Raw genomic sequence first — 15,970 nt, 5'->3', positions numbered from 1 at the left:
ACGGCAGAGCATCGGGAGTATCTCGGCCGCCGTCCCCCCGCCCTCCGGCACCGACAGCGCCTCTGCATCCGGCCATGCCCAGGCCTGAACCCGCAGGCTCCAGCCCCTGCGCCGATCACGGGGCAATGCGCTGCGCCCCCCGACCGCTAGAGAAGCAGGTCCGAGGCGTTCAACTGCTCCAGCCCGCCCAGCGCGATCGTCAACTCGGCCGTGCCATCACCGTCCAGGTCGACCAGCAGCCGATGCGCGCCCGCCTGCGACCAGTCGGCGCGAACCTGCCCCAGACCGGAAAAATCATCGGTGCCGATGAAGGTCAGCCACAGGCCAGAAAGGTCGATCCTGTCCTCGTTCGACTGGAAATCCAGGATGACATCGATGCTGCCGTCCAGATCCTCGGCGGCCGAGAACACGAACACATCGGCCCCAAGCCCACCGACCAGCGTGTCGGAGCCCGCCCCGCCAGCAAGCGTGTCGCTGCCGTCGCCGCCCTGAAGCAGGTCGTCGCCCGCCCCACCGAACAGACTGTCATGGCCGGCCCCGCCGATCAGGGTGTCGTTGCCCTCGCCGCCGAAAACGTCGTCGTTGCCTGGGCCGCCGTCGAGCAGGTCGTCGCCGAGATCGCCGAACAGGCTGTCATGGTCCGCCCCGCCAAACAGCGTATCGTCTCCGTCGCCGCCATGGATCAGATCGTGGCCTTCGTCGCCATGAAGCACGTCCGCCCCGGCATCGCCGTAAAGCGTGTCATGACCGGCACCGCCGTTGAGCGTGTCATTGCCGTCTCCTCCTCGCAGCAGGTCATATCCCTCGCCGCCGAAAAGGGTGTCATTGCCCAAACCGCCCTCCAGAAGATCGTCCCCCCCGTCTCCATGGAGCAGATCATCGCCATCTTCGCCTAGCAGCATGTCATTGCCATTGCCGCCGTAGAGCAGGTTGTTTCCGTCGCCGCCGAAGAGCCGGTCATCGCCGTCATATCCGGCCAGCGTGTCATGCCCGGCCTCGCCATAAAGCGCATCCGCGCCGGGGCCCCCGGCCAGGTTGTCATTGCCGTTGCCACCGTGGAGCAGGTCGTTTCCGTCGCCGCCGAAGAGCCGGTCATTGCCGTCATGTCCGGCAAGCGTGTCATGGCCAGCGTCGCCATAAAGCGCATCCGCGCCGGCCCCCGCGGCGAGGTTGTCGTTGCCGCTTCCGCCGTAGAGCAGGTCGTTTCCGTCGCCGCCGAACAGCTGGTCATTGCCGTCGTGGCCGACCAGCGTGTCATCCTTCCCATTGCCGCGCAGCGTGTCGTTGCCCGCCCCGCCCTGGAGGTTGTCGTCCCCCGGTCCGCCCAGAAGCAGGTCGTTGCCGGCATGGCCGAAGACGTCCGAGCCGTTGTGGCTCGCGTTCAGCGTGTCGTTGCCCGCCGTGCCGGCCACCGTCGTGCGCATGTCGGGGGCCGCGTAGTGCGCGATGGGGAAAAGCGAATTGTCAAAGGCGCTCGCCTGCAGCATCGTGTTGTCCCGTGTCATGACCCAGAGAACCGAATTTCCGTAAAATATCCTGATTCCATAGCTTTCCGGCCGGAACCCCAGCTGCCCGACATTGCGGACCATGCCCAGGAAGGACAGGTCCAGCCGATCCACCCCCGGCTCGAAATCGGTGATGGTGATCTTGCCGTTGACCTCGGCCGCCACGAAGATGTCCGCGCCGGCGCCGCCGGTCATCTGCACCGGGCCGCCGCCGGCGATCAGGATGTCGTCGCCGGCGCCGCCGTCCAGGCCGCGCGTCTCGGCGCTGGCCTGCATCATGTCGTTGCCCTCGGTTCCCGATTGCCAGCCTGCGCCGACCACCCGCGTCAGGCCGATCCCGCCCGGCTCGAAGACGAATTGCGTGATGCCGCTTTCCCGCCGCGACGAGGCGAAAAGCGCGATCTTGCCCTCGATCACCAGCGCCGAAAGCGCCGAGACATCGGCCAGCGCCCGGTCGTCGGTATCGACCAGCGTGGCCAGATGCATCAGCCGCCCCTCGGGCAGGACGGTGAAGACGCTGAGGCCGTCGTCGCCGCCGCCCACGAAGACGAAGGCGCGGCCGTCCAGGGTCGCGGTCGCAAGCGCGGTGGCGCCGGCAAAGCGGGTGCTGCGTTCGTCGATGACGTGATCGGCCGGCAGAAGCTCGCCCTCGTAGGTCAGGCGCATGGTGGTCAGGGACGAGCTTTGCGCCGCCGCGACCACCAGATAGGTCACGCCGCCGACCGCGACCGTGGCCAGGTGGCTGGGCTGGTCCATGCCAAGGCCGTGCCAGGACCACAGCATATGCGCCGTGCCGACCGAGCCGTCGGCATGGATCATCTGCACCGCGACGTAATTGCCCGTGGCCGAGGCCGAGATGAGGAAGCTGCGGTCGGCCAGGGTGGCCACCAGCATGTCGTCGATCTCGGTCCCCTGCACGCCCGAGCCGAGCGGCAGCGCCGCCTGGGTGACATGGGCGATGGTGCCGTCCGCGGCCTGCCGCCAGATGTCGAAGGCGGTCTGCCCGTCGCGGGCCGAATACAGGAAATCGCCCTGCGTCGTCTGGAACTGGCCCAGCCGGATCACGTCGCCGGGCAGGCCGGCCGGCCCGGCCAGCGGCGCCTCGGCGCGAAACCCGCCCTGGTCGTCCAGCCGGATGCCGGCGCCCAGCGCATCGCGCAGCCCGGTGCCGAACAGCACCGGCCCGTCCTTCAGCGTGACGATGCTGGCGTCCGGGGTGCCGCCGTAGCCCAGCGAGGCGGCATGGGGCTGGGCGCCGATCATCTCGATCGGCAGGTCGGCCGCGGTGACGCGATAGGCCGCGATGCCGCCGCCGACATGGGTGATGCTGTAGAGCGCATGCCCGTCCGGCCCGGAAAAACTCCGCAGATTCGTGATGTTGGTCACGAAGGGGGCCTGGGGGCCGATATAGGTGGCAACGTGACGGTATCGCATCGCGGGCTTCGTTGGTGGCGGGTCTGGTTCCTGTCCCGACAAGGTGCCGAACCGGCCTGCGAAGTCACGCGCAATTCCCCGTGCATTTTAATCTCCGCAGGCATAGGTTCGGCGCCAGCGCGCCGCTTGCGCGCCTTTGGGAGTTCCTCCATACGCATCCTGCGCAAGGCAAATCTGGTAGAGACAGATGCAGATCCAAAAGACCTCGCTTCCGGGCGTCCTGGTCCTTGTTCCGCGGCGGTTCGGCGATGATCGCGGGTTCTTTTGCGAAAGCTGGAGCCGCAAGACCCTGCACGAAGCGGGGCTGGACCTGCCGGAATTCGTGCAGGACAACCACTCGCTGTCGGCGGCGGCGGGCACCTTGCGGGGGCTGCATTTCCAGGCTCCGCCCCATGCCCAGGGCAAGCTGGTGCGCTGCGGGCGCGGGCGGCTTTTCGACGTGGCGGTCGATATCCGCAAGGGCAGCCCGACCTATGGCCAATGGACCGGCTGCGAGCTGTCCTTTGAAAACGGCCGGCAGCTGTGGATACCGGCGGGCTTCCTGCACGGCTTCGTCACCCGCGAGCCGGACACGGAAATCCTGTATAAATGTACTGATTATTATGCGCCGGATTGCGACGGATCGGTGGTCTGGGACAGTATCGGCATCGACTGGGGCATCGCCGGCCGGCCGATCCTGTCGGCCAAGGACGCCGCCGCCCCGTCTTTGAACGAGTTCGACAGCCCTTTCACCTATGAAGGGCCTTTTGATTACGAGGCGAGATTATGAAGATTCTGGTTACCGGCGGCGCGGGCTTCATCGGTTCGGCGGTGGTGCGGCTGGCGGTGGCGCGGGGACATTCGGTGGTGAACCTCGATTCGCTGACCTATGCCGCCAATCCCGAAAACGTGGCCTCGGTTGCCGGCAGCCCGCTCTATGCCTTCGAACGGGCCGACATCCGCGACCGTGCCGCGCTGGACCGCATCCTGGCCGCGCACCGGCCCGACGCCATCATGCACCTGGCCGCCGAAAGCCATGTGGACCGCTCGATCGACGGGCCGGGCGCCTTCATCGAGACCAACGTGACCGGCACCTACAACCTGCTCGAGGCGGCGCGCGCCTGGTGGACCGCGCAGGGCCGGCCCGAGGGCTTCCGTTTCCACCATATCTCGACCGACGAGGTCTTCGGCTCGCTGGGCGAGGCCGGGCAGTTCACCGAAGCCACGCCCTATGACCCGCGCAGCCCCTATTCGGCCTCGAAAGCCGCCTCGGACCACCTGGTCCGCGCCTGGCACGAGACCTATGGCCTGCCGGTGGTGCTGACCAATTGTTCCAACAATTACGGGCCGTTCCACTTCCCGGAAAAGCTGGTGCCGGTGGTGATCCTGAACGCGCTGCACGGCCGGCCGATCCCGGTCTACGGCGACGGTGGCAATATCCGCGACTGGCTTTACGTCGAGGATCATGCCGACGCGCTGCTGCTGGTCTTGGAAAAGGGCGTCATCGGCCGCAGCTACAATATCGGCGGCGAGAACGAGGCGAAGAACATCGACCTGGTGCGCACGATCTGCGCGCATATGGACCGGCTGCGCCCGGATGCCGCGCCGCATGACCGGCTGATCACCTTCGTCGCCGACCGGCCGGGCCACGACCGGCGCTATGCCATCGACCCGACCCGCATCCGCGAGGAACTGGGCTGGCGCCCCTCGGTCACGGTCGAGGAGGGGCTGGCACGCACCGTCGAATGGTATCTGGAAAACGAGGACTGGTGGCGGCCGCTTCTGTCCCGTCAGGGTGTCGGCGAAAGGCTCGGCAGGGCATGAAGGGCCTGCTGGTCTTTGGCCGCAGCGGGCAGGTCGCGACCGAGCTTGCGCGGCTGGCGCCCGACGCGCGCTTCCTGGGCCGCGATCGGGCCGACCTGGCCGATCCCGCGGCCTGCGCCGCGGCGATCCGCGCCTCGGGCTGCGCGGCGGTGCTGAACGCGGCCGCCCATACCGCCGTGGACCGCGCCGAATCCGAACCCGACCTGGCCCGCGCCGTCAATGCCGATGCGCCGGCCGCCATGGCGCGGGCGGCAGCGGAACTGGGCCTGCCCTTCCTGCATATCTCGACCGATTACGTCTTCGACGGCTCGGGCGAGCGGCCTTGGGTCGAAACCGACCCGACCGGCCCGCTGGGCGTCTATGGCGCCAGCAAGCGGGCTGGAGAGCAGGGCATCGCCGCCGCCGGCGGGCAATGGGCGGTGCTGCGCACCTCCTGGGTCTTTTCGGCCCATGGGGCGAACTTCGTCAAAACCATGTTGCGGCTGGGCGCCGAGCGCGAGGAATTGCGCGTCGTCGCCGACCAGCAGGGCGGCCCGACCCCGGCCGCCGACATCGCGGCCGCCTGCCTGGCCATGCTGGGGGCGATGCGCGGCGACGCCTCGCGCGGGGGGATCTATCACTTCGCCGGCAGTCCCGACACCAGCTGGGCCGGCTTTGCGCGCGAGATCATGGCGCAGGCGGGCCTGTCCTGCCGCGTCAGCGACATTTCAACGGCGGATTATCCCACCCCCGCCCGGCGCCCGGCCAATTCGCGCCTGAACTGCGCCGCCATTCAGCGGGATTTCGGCATCAGTCGCCCCGACTGGCGCGCCGGTCTCGCCAAGGTCTTGCAGGAGCTGAAACCATGACCCAACCCCAGACTCCACCCAGCCGCCGCAAGGGCATCGTCCTGGCCGGCGGCTCGGGCACCCGGCTTTATCCGATCACCATGGGCGTGTCCAAGCAGCTGCTGCCGATCTATGACAAGCCGATGGTCTATTACCCGATCACCGTGCTGATGCTGTCGGGCATCCGCGAGATCGCCATCATCACCACGCCCGAGGACCAGGACCAGTTCCGCCGCCTGCTGGGCGACGGCAGCCAATGGGGGCTCAGCTTCGACTACCTGGTGCAGCCTTCGCCCGACGGGCTGGCGCAGGCCTATCTTCTGGCCGAGGATTTCCTGGCAGGCGCGCCCTCGGCCATGGTGCTGGGCGACAATATCTTCTTCGGCCACGGCCTGCCCTTGCTGCTGGAGGCGGCGGACCGGCGGGACACGGGCGGCACGGTCTTCGGATACCAGGTTTCCGACCCCGAGCGCTATGGCGTGGTCGATTTCGACCAGGCGGGCCGGGCGCGCGCCATCGTCGAGAAACCGGCCCAGCCGCCGTCGAATTTCGCCGTCACCGGGCTTTATTTCCTGGACGGCACGGCGCCGCGGCGCGCGGCCGAGGTCCGTCCCTCGGACCGGGGCGAGCTGGAGATCACCACGCTTCTGGAAAGCTATCTGCACGACGGCCAGCTGAGCGTCGAGAAGATGGGCCGCGGTTTTGCCTGGCTGGATACCGGCACCCATGCCAGCCTGCTGGATGCGGGGAATTTCGTGCGCACGCTGGAAAACCGCCAAGGCCTGCAGACCGGCTGCCCCGAGGAGATCGCCTTCCAGGCCGGCTGGATTTCCGCCGATGAGCTGCGGGCCAGGGCCGGGCAATGCGCCAAGAATGCCTATGGCCGCTATCTGTTGCGCCTGCTGGGCGAGGCGGAGTAGCTGGCCCGCGATCCCGACGGCGCCTGTCCGGGGCAAAGCTTGCCGGGCAGGCCGCCTGCCGCGGCGTTCGGATCGTTGCGCGGCTTGCCGCGGATCGGCCGCCTGCCGCCCAGGCCGCTGCTTTATCCCCGCCGCGTCTCTTGCTAAGAAGCCCCGGTTCTGCGCCCCTTCCGCCAGCCAACCCGTGAGCCCGTCTTGATCCAGCCTGATCCTTCCCCTCCGGTCGTCGCGGCGGTCGTCGTCACCTTCAACCGGCTGGCGCATCTGGAAAAGACCTTGACCCGCCTGCTGGCCGAACCGCTCGATCACGTCGTGGTGGTCGAGAACGGCTCGACCGACGGCACGCGGGAATGGCTGGCCGGCCAGGACGACCCGCGGCTGCTCGTCATCGAGATGCCGCAGAACGGCGGCGGTGCGCTGGGGTTCGAGGTCGGAATGCGCGAGACCGGCCGCAGGCTGGACCCCGACTGGATGGTGCTGATGGACGACGACGCCCGCCCGGCGACCGGCGCCATCGTCCGGCTCCGGCAAGGCTTGGCCGAGGGCCGCTGGCCCGGCGCCGAGGCGCTGGCGGCGGCGGTGCGCTTTCCCGGCGGCCGGATCTGCGAGATGAACCGGCCCTGGGTCAACCCCTTCGGCGACCTGCCGGTTTTCCTGCGCGTGCTGGCAGGGGGCGGCCGGGCGGCGTTTCACATTCCTGACAGCGACTACGATGCGCAGGCGCCGCGGCCCCTGGACGGCACCTCCTTCGTCGGCTTCTTCGTGTCCCGCGCCGGGGTGGCCCGCGCCGGCTATCCCGATGGCCGGCTGTTCATCTATGGCGACGACGTTCTGTATTCGCTGGGGCTGACCCAGGCCGGCGGGCGGCTGCTTTTCGCCCCGGACCTGGAGTTCGAGCATGATTGCGCGACGCAGACGGCGGGGGCGATGCCCCGGCCGCTGTGGAAGGTGTATTACCTGCATCGCAACGCCTGGTTCGTCTATCGCCGGGTCGCGGGGCGGCTGTTCTTTCCGCCGCTGATGGCGCTGATGTTGCTGAAATGGTTGCGCAAGGGCCGCCTGCTGCCCCCGGCCGAGCGGCGCATCTGCCGTCGGCTGATTCGCCTGGCGGTGCGGGACGCCTTTCGCGGCGAGCTGGCGCGAAGCCATGCCCAGATCATGGCCCTGGCCAATGGTGCCGGAACGGCCGCCGCACCGGCCAATGGCGCCGGCACCGGCCCGGCCGCCGCCGGCGACGAGCGCTGAGCCGCTCGGCTATCCGAAGCCGCTCTCCGGCCCCGGCTTGGCGGATCCCGTGCCGTTGCGGGACCACTTGGCGGCCGAAAAATGCATTGCCCCGGCCGTGGTGGAAGGCATTGCCCGAGTGCAGGGGGGGCCAGAAGAGGCGAAAACAGGCTGCCGGCTGGGCGCCCGCGTGATACGGTTCGGCCATGGCTGCCGGCCCGGATTGCCGAGCCTTACTGGATCTGCTGGCCGATGTCCTCGATCAGGATGCGCCTGACATTCGGCCCCGCGGCTTTCCGGCCTGCCGCAAGCAGGGCTGCGCGCAGGCGTTGCATGGCCGGTTCGGCGGTGAAATTGCCGTCGAAGCCGCCGGTATTCGCCTCGATCATCAGCGCGTTCAGCAAGGCGTCCCGCAGCCGATGTTCCTGCGCCTCGATCTCTGCGCGGGCCGAGGCGGGCATCTCGACGCTCAGCGACAGGATCATGATGGCCGAGGGCGTGCCGTTGCGCAGGATCGGCACGAAGAACTGGTTGGGGAAGGCGAACCAGTCGAGGCTGGCCCCGGTGTCGGCCGCCTCGCCGCCGCCGCCCTCGCCGCCGCCGTCCTCGCTGCCGTGGTCTGGGGCGGGATCGCCGGTCTCCGCCACGCCCGGCTCGGCCGCCGTGGCGGCATAGCCCTGGGCAGGCTCGGCCGGTTTCGAGCCGCCCAGCATGTCGCCCCCGACCGCGCCGCCCAAGAAGGCCAGCAGGGGGACCAGGATAAGCAGGAGCTTTTTCACCGCGACCCCCTTTCAGTAAGGCAGGAGGATGTCGGCAAGCTGCTGGCCATAGCGCGGCTGCTGGACATCGCTGATCTGGCCGCGGCCGCCATAGGAAATGCGCGCGCCCGCGATGCGGTCATAGGCGATCTCGTTGCGCCGCCCGATGTCCGAGGGGCGCACGAAGCCGCTGACGGTCAGTTCGCGCACCTCGTAGTTCACCCGCACCTCCTGCGTGCCCTGGATGCGCAGCACGCCGTTGGCCAGCCGGTCCACCACGGTCGCCGCGACGCGCAGGGTCAGCTTGTCGCGGCGCGAGATATTGCCACTGCCCTTGTAGCTCGAGGATGCCTTGGCCTCGGCCAGTTCCTCCATGCTGGCGCCTTCGGGCAGGATGCGGTCGATGCGCTGCGGCAGGCCCGCCAGCGAGGGGATGCCGACCTTGTCGGCCGAACTGCGGCTGCGCCCCGAACTGTTCTGGATTTCGGCGCTGTCGTCGATCTCGATCACCACGGTCAGGATGTCGCCGCGGTCCGAGGCACGCCGGTCCGCCACCAGCGAATTCTGCGACACGCGCCAGAGCGAGGCCGTGCTGTCGGCCCTGTAGGGCAGTTCCTGCACGCCATGGCCCGACGAGGTCATGGCCTGGAATTCGACGCTGCTTTCGGGGGCGGTCATGTCGGGCACCTGCCCGATCTGCGTGACCCGGCCGCAGGCGGAAAGCGACAGGGCAAGGGCCAGGGCGCCGATCAGCGGGGCGGGGCGGGGGAACATGTGCTTGGGCATGGGCTGCCTTTCAGTTTTGCCGGACGATGACCGTCCCGTCGGGGGCCACGCGCCCCGAGACGGTCACGCGCGAGGCGTTGTTCATGACGCGGATGACCTGCCCGGCGCTGCCGGCCGAAAGCGCGCGGCCCTCGGCCTCGATCCGCAGGGCGGCCTTTTCATAGGCGATGGTGACGATCTGGTTGCGCCCGACCAGGGTTGGCGCGGTCAGGGCCGAGGGGTCGATGCGGCGGCCCTGGTAGACCATGACGCGCAACTGCTGGCCCAGGACCGGCGCGAGATCCTCGATGCCGCCCTGCTGGTCCGGGACCAGCGTGACGTCGCCGGCCGCGATCACCGTGCCGGCAGGCAGCGTACGGTTGGCCACCACCGATCCGGCCAGCACCCCTTGCGGCAGCAGCATCAGCAAAAGGACGAGGCCGCGCATCAGCGCACCTGCACCGTGGTGCCGAGCATCTGGTCCGCGGCGGTGATCACCTTGGAGTTCAGCTCGTAGCCGCGCTGCGCCTTGATCAGCTCGGCGATCTCGCGCACCGGATCGACCGAGCTTTCCTCGAGGAAGCCGGCGCGGATCGTGCCCAGCCCCTCTTGCCCCGGCGTGGCGACCTGGGGTGCGCCCGAGGCCGGGGTTTCCAGGAACATGTTCGAGCCGATCGCCTCGAGCCCCTTGGCGTTGACGAAATTGGCCAGCGTGATCTGGCCCAGGTTCTCGGGCTCGACCCGGTCGTCGAAATAGGCGAAGATCTGGCCGTCGGCATTGATCGCGATGCTGCGGGCGTCCTCGGGGATGGTGATGTCGGGAACCAGCGGATAGCCTTCCGAGGTGACGACCTGCCCCTCGGCCGAGCGTTTCAGGCTGCCGTCGCGGGTATAGGCCGAGATGCCCGACGGCATCGTGACCTCCAGGTAGCCGTTGCCGTCGATGGCGATGTCGAGGTCGCCGTTGGTCTGGACCGGGGTGCCCTGCGCCAGCATGACCGCCACGCTGGCCGGGCGCACGCCCAGGCCAAGCTGCACGCCCGCCGGGACCATGGTGCCGGTGGCGGCGGTCAGCGTGCCGGGCCGGGTGGCCTGCTGGTATTGCAGGTCGGCGAACTCTGCCCGCCGGGCGTTGTAGCCCGTGGTGGACATGTTCGCGAGGTTGTTCGAGATGACATCGACGCGCATCTGTTGCGCGCTCATGCCCGATGCCGCGATTTGAAGTGCCCTCATGGCTTGTCCTTTCACCGGGTCAGCGAGGAGATGGTCTGGCGGATGCGCTGGTCTTCCTGGTCAAGGAAGCTCTGGCCCAGCTGATAGGCGCGCTGGACCTCGATCATGCGGGCGACCTCCAGCACCGGATCCACGTTGGATTCCTCCAGGAAGCCCTGGCGCAGCACCGCCTGGTCCAGCGGTTCGACCGCGCCGCCAGGGTCGAAGAGCGTGCCGGCCGTATGGCGCAGCCTTGCCGGGTCGGGGCTGGCGAAGACGCCGATCCGGCCGATCGGGTTGCCGTCGGCCGAGATGGTGCCGTCGATGCCGATCCCGATGCTGCCGGCCCCGGCCGGGATCACGATCGGGGCCTCGCCGTCGTCGAGCAGCGGGTAGCCGTCGGGGTTGACCAGCTCGCCTTCGGCATTGGTCATGAAGGCGCCGGCGCGGGTCAGGCGGTTGCCCTGCGGGGTCTGGACCATCAGGAAGCCCTCGCCGTCGATGGCCAGGTCGAACTGGCCGTTGGTCTGGGTCATGCCGCCGGGGGCAAGATCGACCATGCGGCCGCGGCCATTGGCCATGGCAAGGGTTTCGCCGCGCCCGTCCAGCGGCACCATGTATTCCGAGAACACCACGCCCTCGCGCCGGAAGCCGGCGGTATTGGCGTTGGCGATGTTGTTGGCGACGGTGCGCATTTCGCGCATCAGGCCGGATTGCCGGGTCAGGGCGGCATAGATCGCGTTGTCCATGGCCTATGACCCCGCGATCTGCGGCAGGATCTGGTCGGTGAAGAAACTGGTCAGCGTCGCGGTCATAAAGCTCATGCTGACCCAGAACACCACCAGCATCAGGCCGATCTTGGGCACGAAGGTCAGCGTCATCTCCTGCACCGAGGTCAGCGCCTGGAACAGGCCGATCACGACGCCGGCGACCAGGGCCACGATCAGAAGCGGCGCCGACATGCGCACCGCGATCCACAGCGCCTGCCGGGTCAGGTCGAAGATCAGGTTCTCGTCCATGATTGCCCCTCAGACCGGCATGCGCAGGATTTCCTGGTAGGCCTCGACCACCTTGTCGCGGATGGCCACCACGGTCTCGAGCGCGATCTCGGCCTGGGCGATGCTGTGGACCAGGTCATGCGTCTCGGTCTTGCCGGTCATGGCGCCGGTGGCGGCCAGGTCGACCTGCTCCATCACGCGGGCGAAATCCGCCGCGGCGCTGGTCACGCCCTGCGGCAGCCCCTCGGCCGGGGCGACGGCATGGCGGGCGCGGTCATAGGCGGTTGCGGCGATTGTCGGTGAAATCATGGCATTGCCCCTTAGCGGCGGATCAGATCCAGCAGCGAACTGCCCATCTGGCGGGATTGTTCAAAGACGCGCAGATTGGCCTCGTAGCTGCGGCTGGCCTCTTTGGCGTCGGCAATTTCGACGATCAGGTCCACGTTGGAGCCCGCGTAATAGCCTTCGTCGTCGGCCATCGGATGCGCGGGGTCGTAGACGCGCGGCAATTCGCGCCGGTCCAGCCGGGTCGGCCCCGCGCTGACCGCGCCGGTCGGACGGCCGAAATCGACCTGTTCCTGGAACGCCACCAGCTTGCGGCGATAGCCGGGCGTGTCGGCATTGGCGATGTTTTCCGAAATATGGCGCAGGCGCACGGCCTGGGATTTCATCCCCGACACGGCCAGTTCGGTGGCGGAAAGCGGCTGGGTCATGATCGCCCCCCTCAGCTGCGGCGGCCAAGGCTGGTGCGGACCAGCGAAAGCGAGGATTTGGTCACCGCCAGCGACAGGTCGAACTGGCGCTTGGCGGCCGCGCTGCGAAACATCTCGTCCTCGAGCGAGACGGAGTTGCCGTTGGGCGCGGGCTCGCCGCCGGCATCGGCGACGCGCGCGGAGCCTGCGCCCCAGCCGGCCCCCGACAGATGGCCCGGCCGCGAGGCGCGCATCCCCATGGCCCCCTGGCTGCGATAGGTCTCGGCAAAGCCGGCAAGATCGCGTGACCGGAAGCCGGGCGTGTCGGCATTGGCGACGTTCCGGGCGATCAGCTTCTGCCGTTCGGCGGCATGGGCCGTCAGCGAACTGGCCATCCGCAGGGTGTCGATACGGTCAAACATCGAGGCTTCTCCTCAGGTTCCGATAAACCCGGTCTTAACCTCGACTGGTTTAGAAACCCTTTCGAGGCAGGGGCGCCGGCCGGAAAAAGCGAGGACGAAATGGATAAAATGCAATCTATCGCGACGCGGATACGGCGGGTCCGCCTGACCCGGCATTTCGGCCAGGTCAGCGCGATCCAGGCAGGGGTGATTCTGGCGGCCGGGTTGAACAGCCACGCGTCCCTAGGTGATCGCGTTGTCTTTTCAATGCGTTCCGGCGAAAACCTGCGCGGCGAGGTCATTGCGCTGCATTCCGACCAGGCGGCGATCCTGCCCGAGGGGCCGATGGACGGGCTGTCGATTGGCACGCGGGTCGAACTGGTCTTTGCGCCCATGCTGGCGCCGGCGAATGCCTGGATCGGGCGAATCATCGACCCTTTCGGCAGGCCGCTCGACGGCCGCCCCCTGGTCGCGGGCGGCGAGGAGCGCGGCTTTCGTCCCGCCCCGCCGCCGGCCGCGCTGCGCAACCGGCTGGGCGGGCGGCTGGATACCGGGCTTGCGGTCTTCGACACGCTGCTGCCCCTGGTGCGCGGCCAGCGGATGGGGCTGTTTGCGGGCTCGGGCGTGGGCAAGTCCACGCTGCTTTCGGCCTTGTCCAAGGGGGTTTCGGCCGATGTGGTGGTGATCGCGCTGGTCGGCGAGCGCGGGCGCGAGCTGCGCGAATTCGTCGAGGAGACGCTGGGCAAGGAAGGGATGGCGCGCGCGGTCGTGGTCGCGGCGACCTCGGACCAGTCGCCGCTGATGCGGCGGCGCTGCGCCTGGGCGGCGATGACGGTGGCCGAGCATTTCCGCGACCAGGGCCGGCATGTGCTGTTCCTGGCCGATTCGATCACCCGCTTTGCCGAGGCGCATCGGGAAATCGCGCTGGCGGCGGGGGAAAGCCCCAGCTATCGCGGCTTTCCGCCCTCGACCTCGCATCTGATCATGTCGCTGGCCGAGCGTTCCGGGCCGGGCCCCGAGGGGGCGGGCGACATCACCGCGATCTTCAGCGTGCTGGTCGCCGGTTCCGACATGGAAGAGCCGGTGGCCGACATCCTGCGCGGGGTGCTGGACGGCCATGTCGTGCTGGACCGCGCCATCGCCGAGCGCGGGCGGTTTCCGGCGGTGGACGTGCTGCGCTCGGTCTCGCGGTCGCTGCCGCAGGCGGCAAGTGTGGCCGAGAACGCGCTGATCGCGCGGGCGCGGGCGACGCTGGGCACCTATGCCGAATCCGAGCTGATGATCCGCGCCGGGCTTTATGCGCCGGGCTCGGACCCCAGGCTGGACGAGGCGGTGCGGCTTTACCCGGCCCTGGACGCCTTCTTCACCCGGCAAGGTGCCGATGCGACGCAAAGCTTCGCGCTTTTGGCCGAGGCTTTGGGCGTTGCGGCGCCGAAACCGGGCTGAACGCGAAAGAAGTCTATGAATCCGGCGGGTTTATGGCATGATTGATGAATGTTAACCGGAGTCCCGAGGTCATTGCGCAGCCCGCGGCGCGTTGACAATCTCCTGCGGTCGAGCCGAGGAGCGTCATGGCCATCACCGAATATTTCGTCCGATATTTGCAAAGACGAGACCTGCTTTCCGAATGCGATATTGCCTGCCTGCGCGCGATTCCGACCCAGCATGCCTGTTTTCGCCCCGGCGAGGTGATCGTGCCGCGCGGGCGGATGGCCACGCGCAGCTGCATGATGCTGCGCGGCATGTCGGCCCGCCAGCACGAGCTGGTCGGCCGTCCGGGCGAGCGGGTGATCACCGCCCTGCACGTTCCGGGGGATTTCGTGGACCTGCACGCCTTCGTGCTGGCCGGGCTGGAACATGACGTGATCTCGGTCGGGGAATCCGAGGTCGAATTCGTCGATCACGCCGAGCTGCGGCAGATCACCCAGAACTTTCCGCATCTGACCCGGCTCTTGTGGATGTCCACCGCGATCGACGCGGCGATCCACCGGCAATGGCTGGTCGCGGCGGCCTCGCTGCGCTCCAGCGCGCATCTGGCCCATCTTTTGTGCGAGCTTTACACGCGGCTGGCCAGCGTGGGCGCGGCGCAGGACCACCGCTTCGTGCTGCCGCTGCTGCAAAAGGAACTGGCCGACATCCTCGGCTATACGCCGATCCATGTGAACCGCGCCGTGCGCGACCTGCGCGCGGACGGGCTGATCCGCTGGAACGGCGCCGAGGTCGAGATTCTCGATTGGCAAAGGCTGGCGCGGCTGGCGCGGTTCGATCCCGAATATCTGGAGCTGGGCCGGGCCCGGCGCTAGGCCCTATTGGCACAGCCGGAAGCCGCCGCGCCGGGCCTTGATGTCCAGATGCAGGTGGTCGTCATGCGCCGCATTGGCGCCGGGGCCGAGGACGGTGGTGAAATGCAGGCAGGCGGTGCCGCGCGCCGCGCGCTGGAAGGCCTCCTGCAAGTCGCCGTTGTCCTGGCGCGGGCCGATCTCGATGCGGGAGCCGTCCTCGAAACGAAAGGCGGCGATGTCGAAGGCGTTGCCGAAGGCATGTTCGGACAGGTTCTCGCCCGCGGTCCCGACGGTCGCCCGGCATTGATAGGTCGAGCCCGGCTCCAGCGCCACCAGCCGCGGCTGGCCCGGCAGCAGCGCCGCGGCGGGGCGGACGAAATCGCGCAGCCAATGCGCCAGGTGCCGCGCCAGGTCGCAGCGCATGGGCGCGCCGCCCGGAATCTCGATCCCCGGCAGGGGCTGGCGCAGCAAGACCGGCCGGTCGATGCCGCAATCGCGCTGATCGGGGTCGAGGATCGGCGGCGTCTCGCTGTAATCGGCGCCCAGCAGCGTCAGCTCCAGCAGGCAGGCGGAATAGTCGAAGTCGCTTTCGCGCAGGGTCGCATGAACCGGCGGGCCGGTCGGGACGGGGGCTGCGGGCGGGGGCTCGGCCTCGGCTTTCTCCGGGGTTTCGGGATCCGGGGCGGCCTCGGCGGGCGGCTCGGGCGCTGCCTCTGCCTCTGCCTCCGCCTGGGGCTCTGCCTCCGCCTCGGGGCGGGGCGCGGGGCGGTCGGCGGCGGGGTGGTCGGGACGCGGCGCGGGGGCATCCTGCGCCGATGCGGGGGCGGTCAGCAGCGCGGCCATCGCCACCAGAATCGGCGCCAGCCAGCGCATCCTCAGGGCTGCCCGGCCTGGGGATACAGCGTCACGCTGCCCGGCGCCTGTCCGGGCAGGTTTTCCGGCAGCACCGCGTCCGAGGGATATTCCGGCTCTTCCTGGACGGGCAGGGCGGGGGCCGCCTCGGGGACCAGCGGCTCGTTCGAGGCCGGGATGTCGGGGGTGATGACCAGCGGCTCGGGCGTGACCACGGCGGCGGCGGTCGCTGCGGCGGCCTCGGCCATGGTCGCGGCGGCGGGGATGGCGACTGCCGCGGGTGCGGCCGGCGGCAGC

18 protein-coding genes and 1 pseudogene are annotated in these 15,970 nt (G+C 68.9%); 7 read left to right on the top strand and 12 right to left on the bottom strand.

Features of this window, described 5'->3' with window-relative positions:
• Positions 1 to 146 precede the first annotated feature (146 nt).
• The gene (locus tag FE811_RS28645) at positions 147 to 2,939 is read right to left on the bottom strand and encodes a M10 family metallopeptidase C-terminal domain-containing protein (RefSeq protein WP_181180927.1); all 2,793 of its coding nucleotides are present in this window, start codon (positions 2,937 to 2,939) and stop codon (positions 147 to 149) included.
• A gap of 187 nt (positions 2,940 to 3,126) precedes the next feature.
• Between FE811_RS28645 and rfbC the strand changes: the two genes are divergently transcribed.
• From rfbC to FE811_RS21895, 5 genes are all read left to right on the top strand, one after another.
• A complete protein-coding gene (rfbC, locus tag FE811_RS21915; protein ID WP_072463644.1) occupies positions 3,127 to 3,708 on the top strand; it encodes a dTDP-4-dehydrorhamnose 3,5-epimerase in 582 nt (193 codons plus the stop codon).
• Positions 3,705 to 4,742 carry a dTDP-glucose 4,6-dehydratase gene (gene rfbB, locus FE811_RS21910; RefSeq protein WP_116222181.1) on the top strand — a complete coding sequence of 346 codons (1,038 nt, stop codon included), beginning with the start codon at positions 3,705 to 3,707 and terminating at the stop codon, positions 4,740 to 4,742. The genes rfbC and rfbB overlap by 4 nt, the downstream gene beginning before the upstream one ends.
• Positions 4,739 to 5,590 (top strand): dTDP-4-dehydrorhamnose reductase, encoded by an 852-nt coding sequence (gene rfbD / locus FE811_RS21905; protein ID WP_116222182.1) that lies wholly within the window; start codon positions 4,739 to 4,741, stop codon positions 5,588 to 5,590. The genes rfbB and rfbD overlap by 4 nt, the downstream gene beginning before the upstream one ends.
• Positions 5,587 to 6,489, top strand: a complete 903-nt coding sequence (gene rfbA / locus FE811_RS21900) for a glucose-1-phosphate thymidylyltransferase RfbA (protein WP_116222183.1) — start codon at positions 5,587 to 5,589, stop codon at positions 6,487 to 6,489. Before rfbD ends, rfbA begins: the two co-directional genes overlap by 4 nt.
• A gap of 195 nt (positions 6,490 to 6,684) precedes the next feature.
• On the top strand, positions 6,685 to 7,734 hold the full coding sequence (locus FE811_RS21895) for a glycosyltransferase (RefSeq protein WP_244295195.1): 1,050 nt from the start codon (positions 6,685 to 6,687) through the stop codon (positions 7,732 to 7,734).
• A 212-nt stretch (positions 7,735 to 7,946) separates the two neighbouring features.
• On the opposite strand, the gene FE811_RS21890 is transcribed toward FE811_RS21895, so the two are convergent.
• Genes FE811_RS21890 through FE811_RS21850 form a run of 9 tightly spaced genes read right to left on the bottom strand, consistent with a single transcriptional unit; the run spans position 7,947 to position 12,560 of the window.
• Positions 7,947 to 8,492, bottom strand: coding sequence for a hypothetical protein (locus FE811_RS21890; RefSeq protein ID WP_116222184.1), 546 nt, complete (start codon positions 8,490 to 8,492; stop codon positions 7,947 to 7,949).
• Between the two features lie 12 nt (positions 8,493 to 8,504).
• On the bottom strand, positions 8,505 to 9,257 hold the full coding sequence (gene flgH, locus FE811_RS21885) for a flagellar basal body L-ring protein FlgH (protein WP_072463650.1): 753 nt from the start codon (positions 9,255 to 9,257) through the stop codon (positions 8,505 to 8,507).
• Between the two features lie 10 nt (positions 9,258 to 9,267).
• Positions 9,268 to 9,684 carry a flagellar basal body P-ring formation chaperone FlgA gene (gene flgA, locus FE811_RS21880; RefSeq protein ID WP_036760474.1) on the bottom strand — a complete coding sequence of 139 codons (417 nt, stop codon included), beginning with the start codon at positions 9,682 to 9,684 and terminating at the stop codon, positions 9,268 to 9,270.
• Entirely contained in the window at positions 9,684 to 10,469 is a 786-nt protein-coding gene (gene flgG, locus FE811_RS21875; RefSeq protein WP_072463651.1) for a flagellar basal-body rod protein FlgG, read from the bottom strand. Before flgG ends, flgA begins: the two co-directional genes overlap by 1 nt.
• Positions 10,470 to 10,480: 11 nt before the next feature.
• Positions 10,481 to 11,197 (bottom strand): flagellar hook-basal body complex protein, encoded by a 717-nt coding sequence (locus FE811_RS21870; RefSeq protein ID WP_114535752.1) that lies wholly within the window; start codon positions 11,195 to 11,197, stop codon positions 10,481 to 10,483.
• Between the two features lie 3 nt (positions 11,198 to 11,200).
• A complete protein-coding gene (locus FE811_RS21865; RefSeq protein WP_036760481.1) occupies positions 11,201 to 11,467 on the bottom strand; it encodes a flagellar biosynthetic protein FliQ in 267 nt (88 codons plus the stop codon).
• A 9-nt stretch (positions 11,468 to 11,476) separates the two neighbouring features.
• Positions 11,477 to 11,755, bottom strand: a complete 279-nt coding sequence (locus tag FE811_RS21860; protein WP_116222185.1) for a flagellar hook-basal body complex protein FliE — start codon at positions 11,753 to 11,755, stop codon at positions 11,477 to 11,479.
• Positions 11,756 to 11,766: 11 nt separating this feature from the next.
• Entirely contained in the window at positions 11,767 to 12,159 is a 393-nt protein-coding gene (gene flgC / locus FE811_RS21855) for a flagellar basal body rod protein FlgC (RefSeq protein WP_036760486.1), read from the bottom strand.
• 11 nt (positions 12,160 to 12,170) lie between these two features.
• Complete coding sequence (locus tag FE811_RS21850) at positions 12,171 to 12,560, bottom strand: FlgB family protein (RefSeq protein ID WP_114535753.1); 390 nt, start codon at positions 12,558 to 12,560, stop codon at positions 12,171 to 12,173.
• A gap of 108 nt (positions 12,561 to 12,668) precedes the next feature.
• Here FE811_RS21850 and FE811_RS21845 point away from each other — a divergent pair, with 108 nt between their 5' ends.
• Positions 12,669 to 13,985: a FliI/YscN family ATPase gene (locus FE811_RS21845; RefSeq protein ID WP_116222447.1), complete on the top strand. Its 1,317-nt coding sequence runs from the start codon at positions 12,669 to 12,671 to the stop codon at positions 13,983 to 13,985.
• 125 nt (positions 13,986 to 14,110) lie between these two features.
• Entirely contained in the window at positions 14,111 to 14,842 is a 732-nt protein-coding gene (locus FE811_RS21840) for a Crp/Fnr family transcriptional regulator (RefSeq protein WP_072463657.1), read from the top strand.
• Positions 14,843 to 14,845: 3 nt separating this feature from the next.
• Here the strand turns inward: FE811_RS21840 and FE811_RS21835 are convergent, their stop codons facing one another.
• Positions 14,846 to 15,694 (bottom strand): extensin family protein, encoded by an 849-nt coding sequence (locus tag FE811_RS21835; RefSeq protein WP_116222186.1) that lies wholly within the window; start codon positions 15,692 to 15,694, stop codon positions 14,846 to 14,848.
• Between the two features lie 2 nt (positions 15,695 to 15,696).
• Positions 15,697 to 15,970: pseudogene (locus tag FE811_RS21830) on the bottom strand (murein L,D-transpeptidase); the annotation flags it as partial.

The organism is Paracoccus sp. FO-3 (assembly GCF_006386455.1).
GTDB lineage: Bacteria > Pseudomonadota > Alphaproteobacteria > Rhodobacterales > Rhodobacteraceae > Paracoccus > Paracoccus versutus.
The sequence above is the reverse complement of the archived record's forward strand: the minus strand, read 5'-3'. Positions and strand labels throughout refer to the sequence as shown.

Excerpts from the sequence above, each read along its gene's own strand:
- FE811_RS28645 (WP_181180927.1), bottom strand. The coding sequence starts at position 2,939 with ATGCGATACCGTCACGTTGCCACCTATATCGGCCCCCAGGCCCCCTTC.
- rfbC (WP_072463644.1), top strand. The coding sequence starts at position 3,127 with ATGCAGATCCAAAAGACCTCGCTTCCGGGCGTCCTGGTCCTTGTTCCG.
- rfbB (WP_116222181.1), top strand. The coding sequence starts at position 3,705 with ATGAAGATTCTGGTTACCGGCGGCGCGGGCTTCATCGGTTCGGCGGTG.
- rfbD (WP_116222182.1), top strand. The coding sequence starts at position 4,739 with ATGAAGGGCCTGCTGGTCTTTGGCCGCAGCGGGCAGGTCGCGACCGAG.
- rfbA (WP_116222183.1), top strand. The coding sequence starts at position 5,587 with ATGACCCAACCCCAGACTCCACCCAGCCGCCGCAAGGGCATCGTCCTG.
- flgH (WP_072463650.1), bottom strand. The coding sequence starts at position 9,257 with ATGCCCAAGCACATGTTCCCCCGCCCCGCCCCGCTGATCGGCGCCCTG.
- flgA (WP_036760474.1), bottom strand. The coding sequence starts at position 9,684 with ATGCGCGGCCTCGTCCTTTTGCTGATGCTGCTGCCGCAAGGGGTGCTG.
- flgG (WP_072463651.1), bottom strand. The coding sequence starts at position 10,469 with ATGAGGGCACTTCAAATCGCGGCATCGGGCATGAGCGCGCAACAGATG.
- FE811_RS21870 (WP_114535752.1), bottom strand. The coding sequence starts at position 11,197 with ATGGACAACGCGATCTATGCCGCCCTGACCCGGCAATCCGGCCTGATG.
- FE811_RS21865 (WP_036760481.1), bottom strand. The coding sequence starts at position 11,467 with ATGGACGAGAACCTGATCTTCGACCTGACCCGGCAGGCGCTGTGGATC.
- FE811_RS21860 (WP_116222185.1), bottom strand. The coding sequence starts at position 11,755 with ATGATTTCACCGACAATCGCCGCAACCGCCTATGACCGCGCCCGCCAT.
- flgC (WP_036760486.1), bottom strand. The coding sequence starts at position 12,159 with ATGACCCAGCCGCTTTCCGCCACCGAACTGGCCGTGTCGGGGATGAAA.
- FE811_RS21850 (WP_114535753.1), bottom strand. The coding sequence starts at position 12,560 with ATGTTTGACCGTATCGACACCCTGCGGATGGCCAGTTCGCTGACGGCC.
- FE811_RS21845 (WP_116222447.1), top strand. The coding sequence starts at position 12,669 with ATGCAATCTATCGCGACGCGGATACGGCGGGTCCGCCTGACCCGGCAT.
- FE811_RS21840 (WP_072463657.1), top strand. The coding sequence starts at position 14,111 with ATGGCCATCACCGAATATTTCGTCCGATATTTGCAAAGACGAGACCTG.
- FE811_RS21835 (WP_116222186.1), bottom strand. The coding sequence starts at position 15,694 with ATGCGCTGGCTGGCGCCGATTCTGGTGGCGATGGCCGCGCTGCTGACC.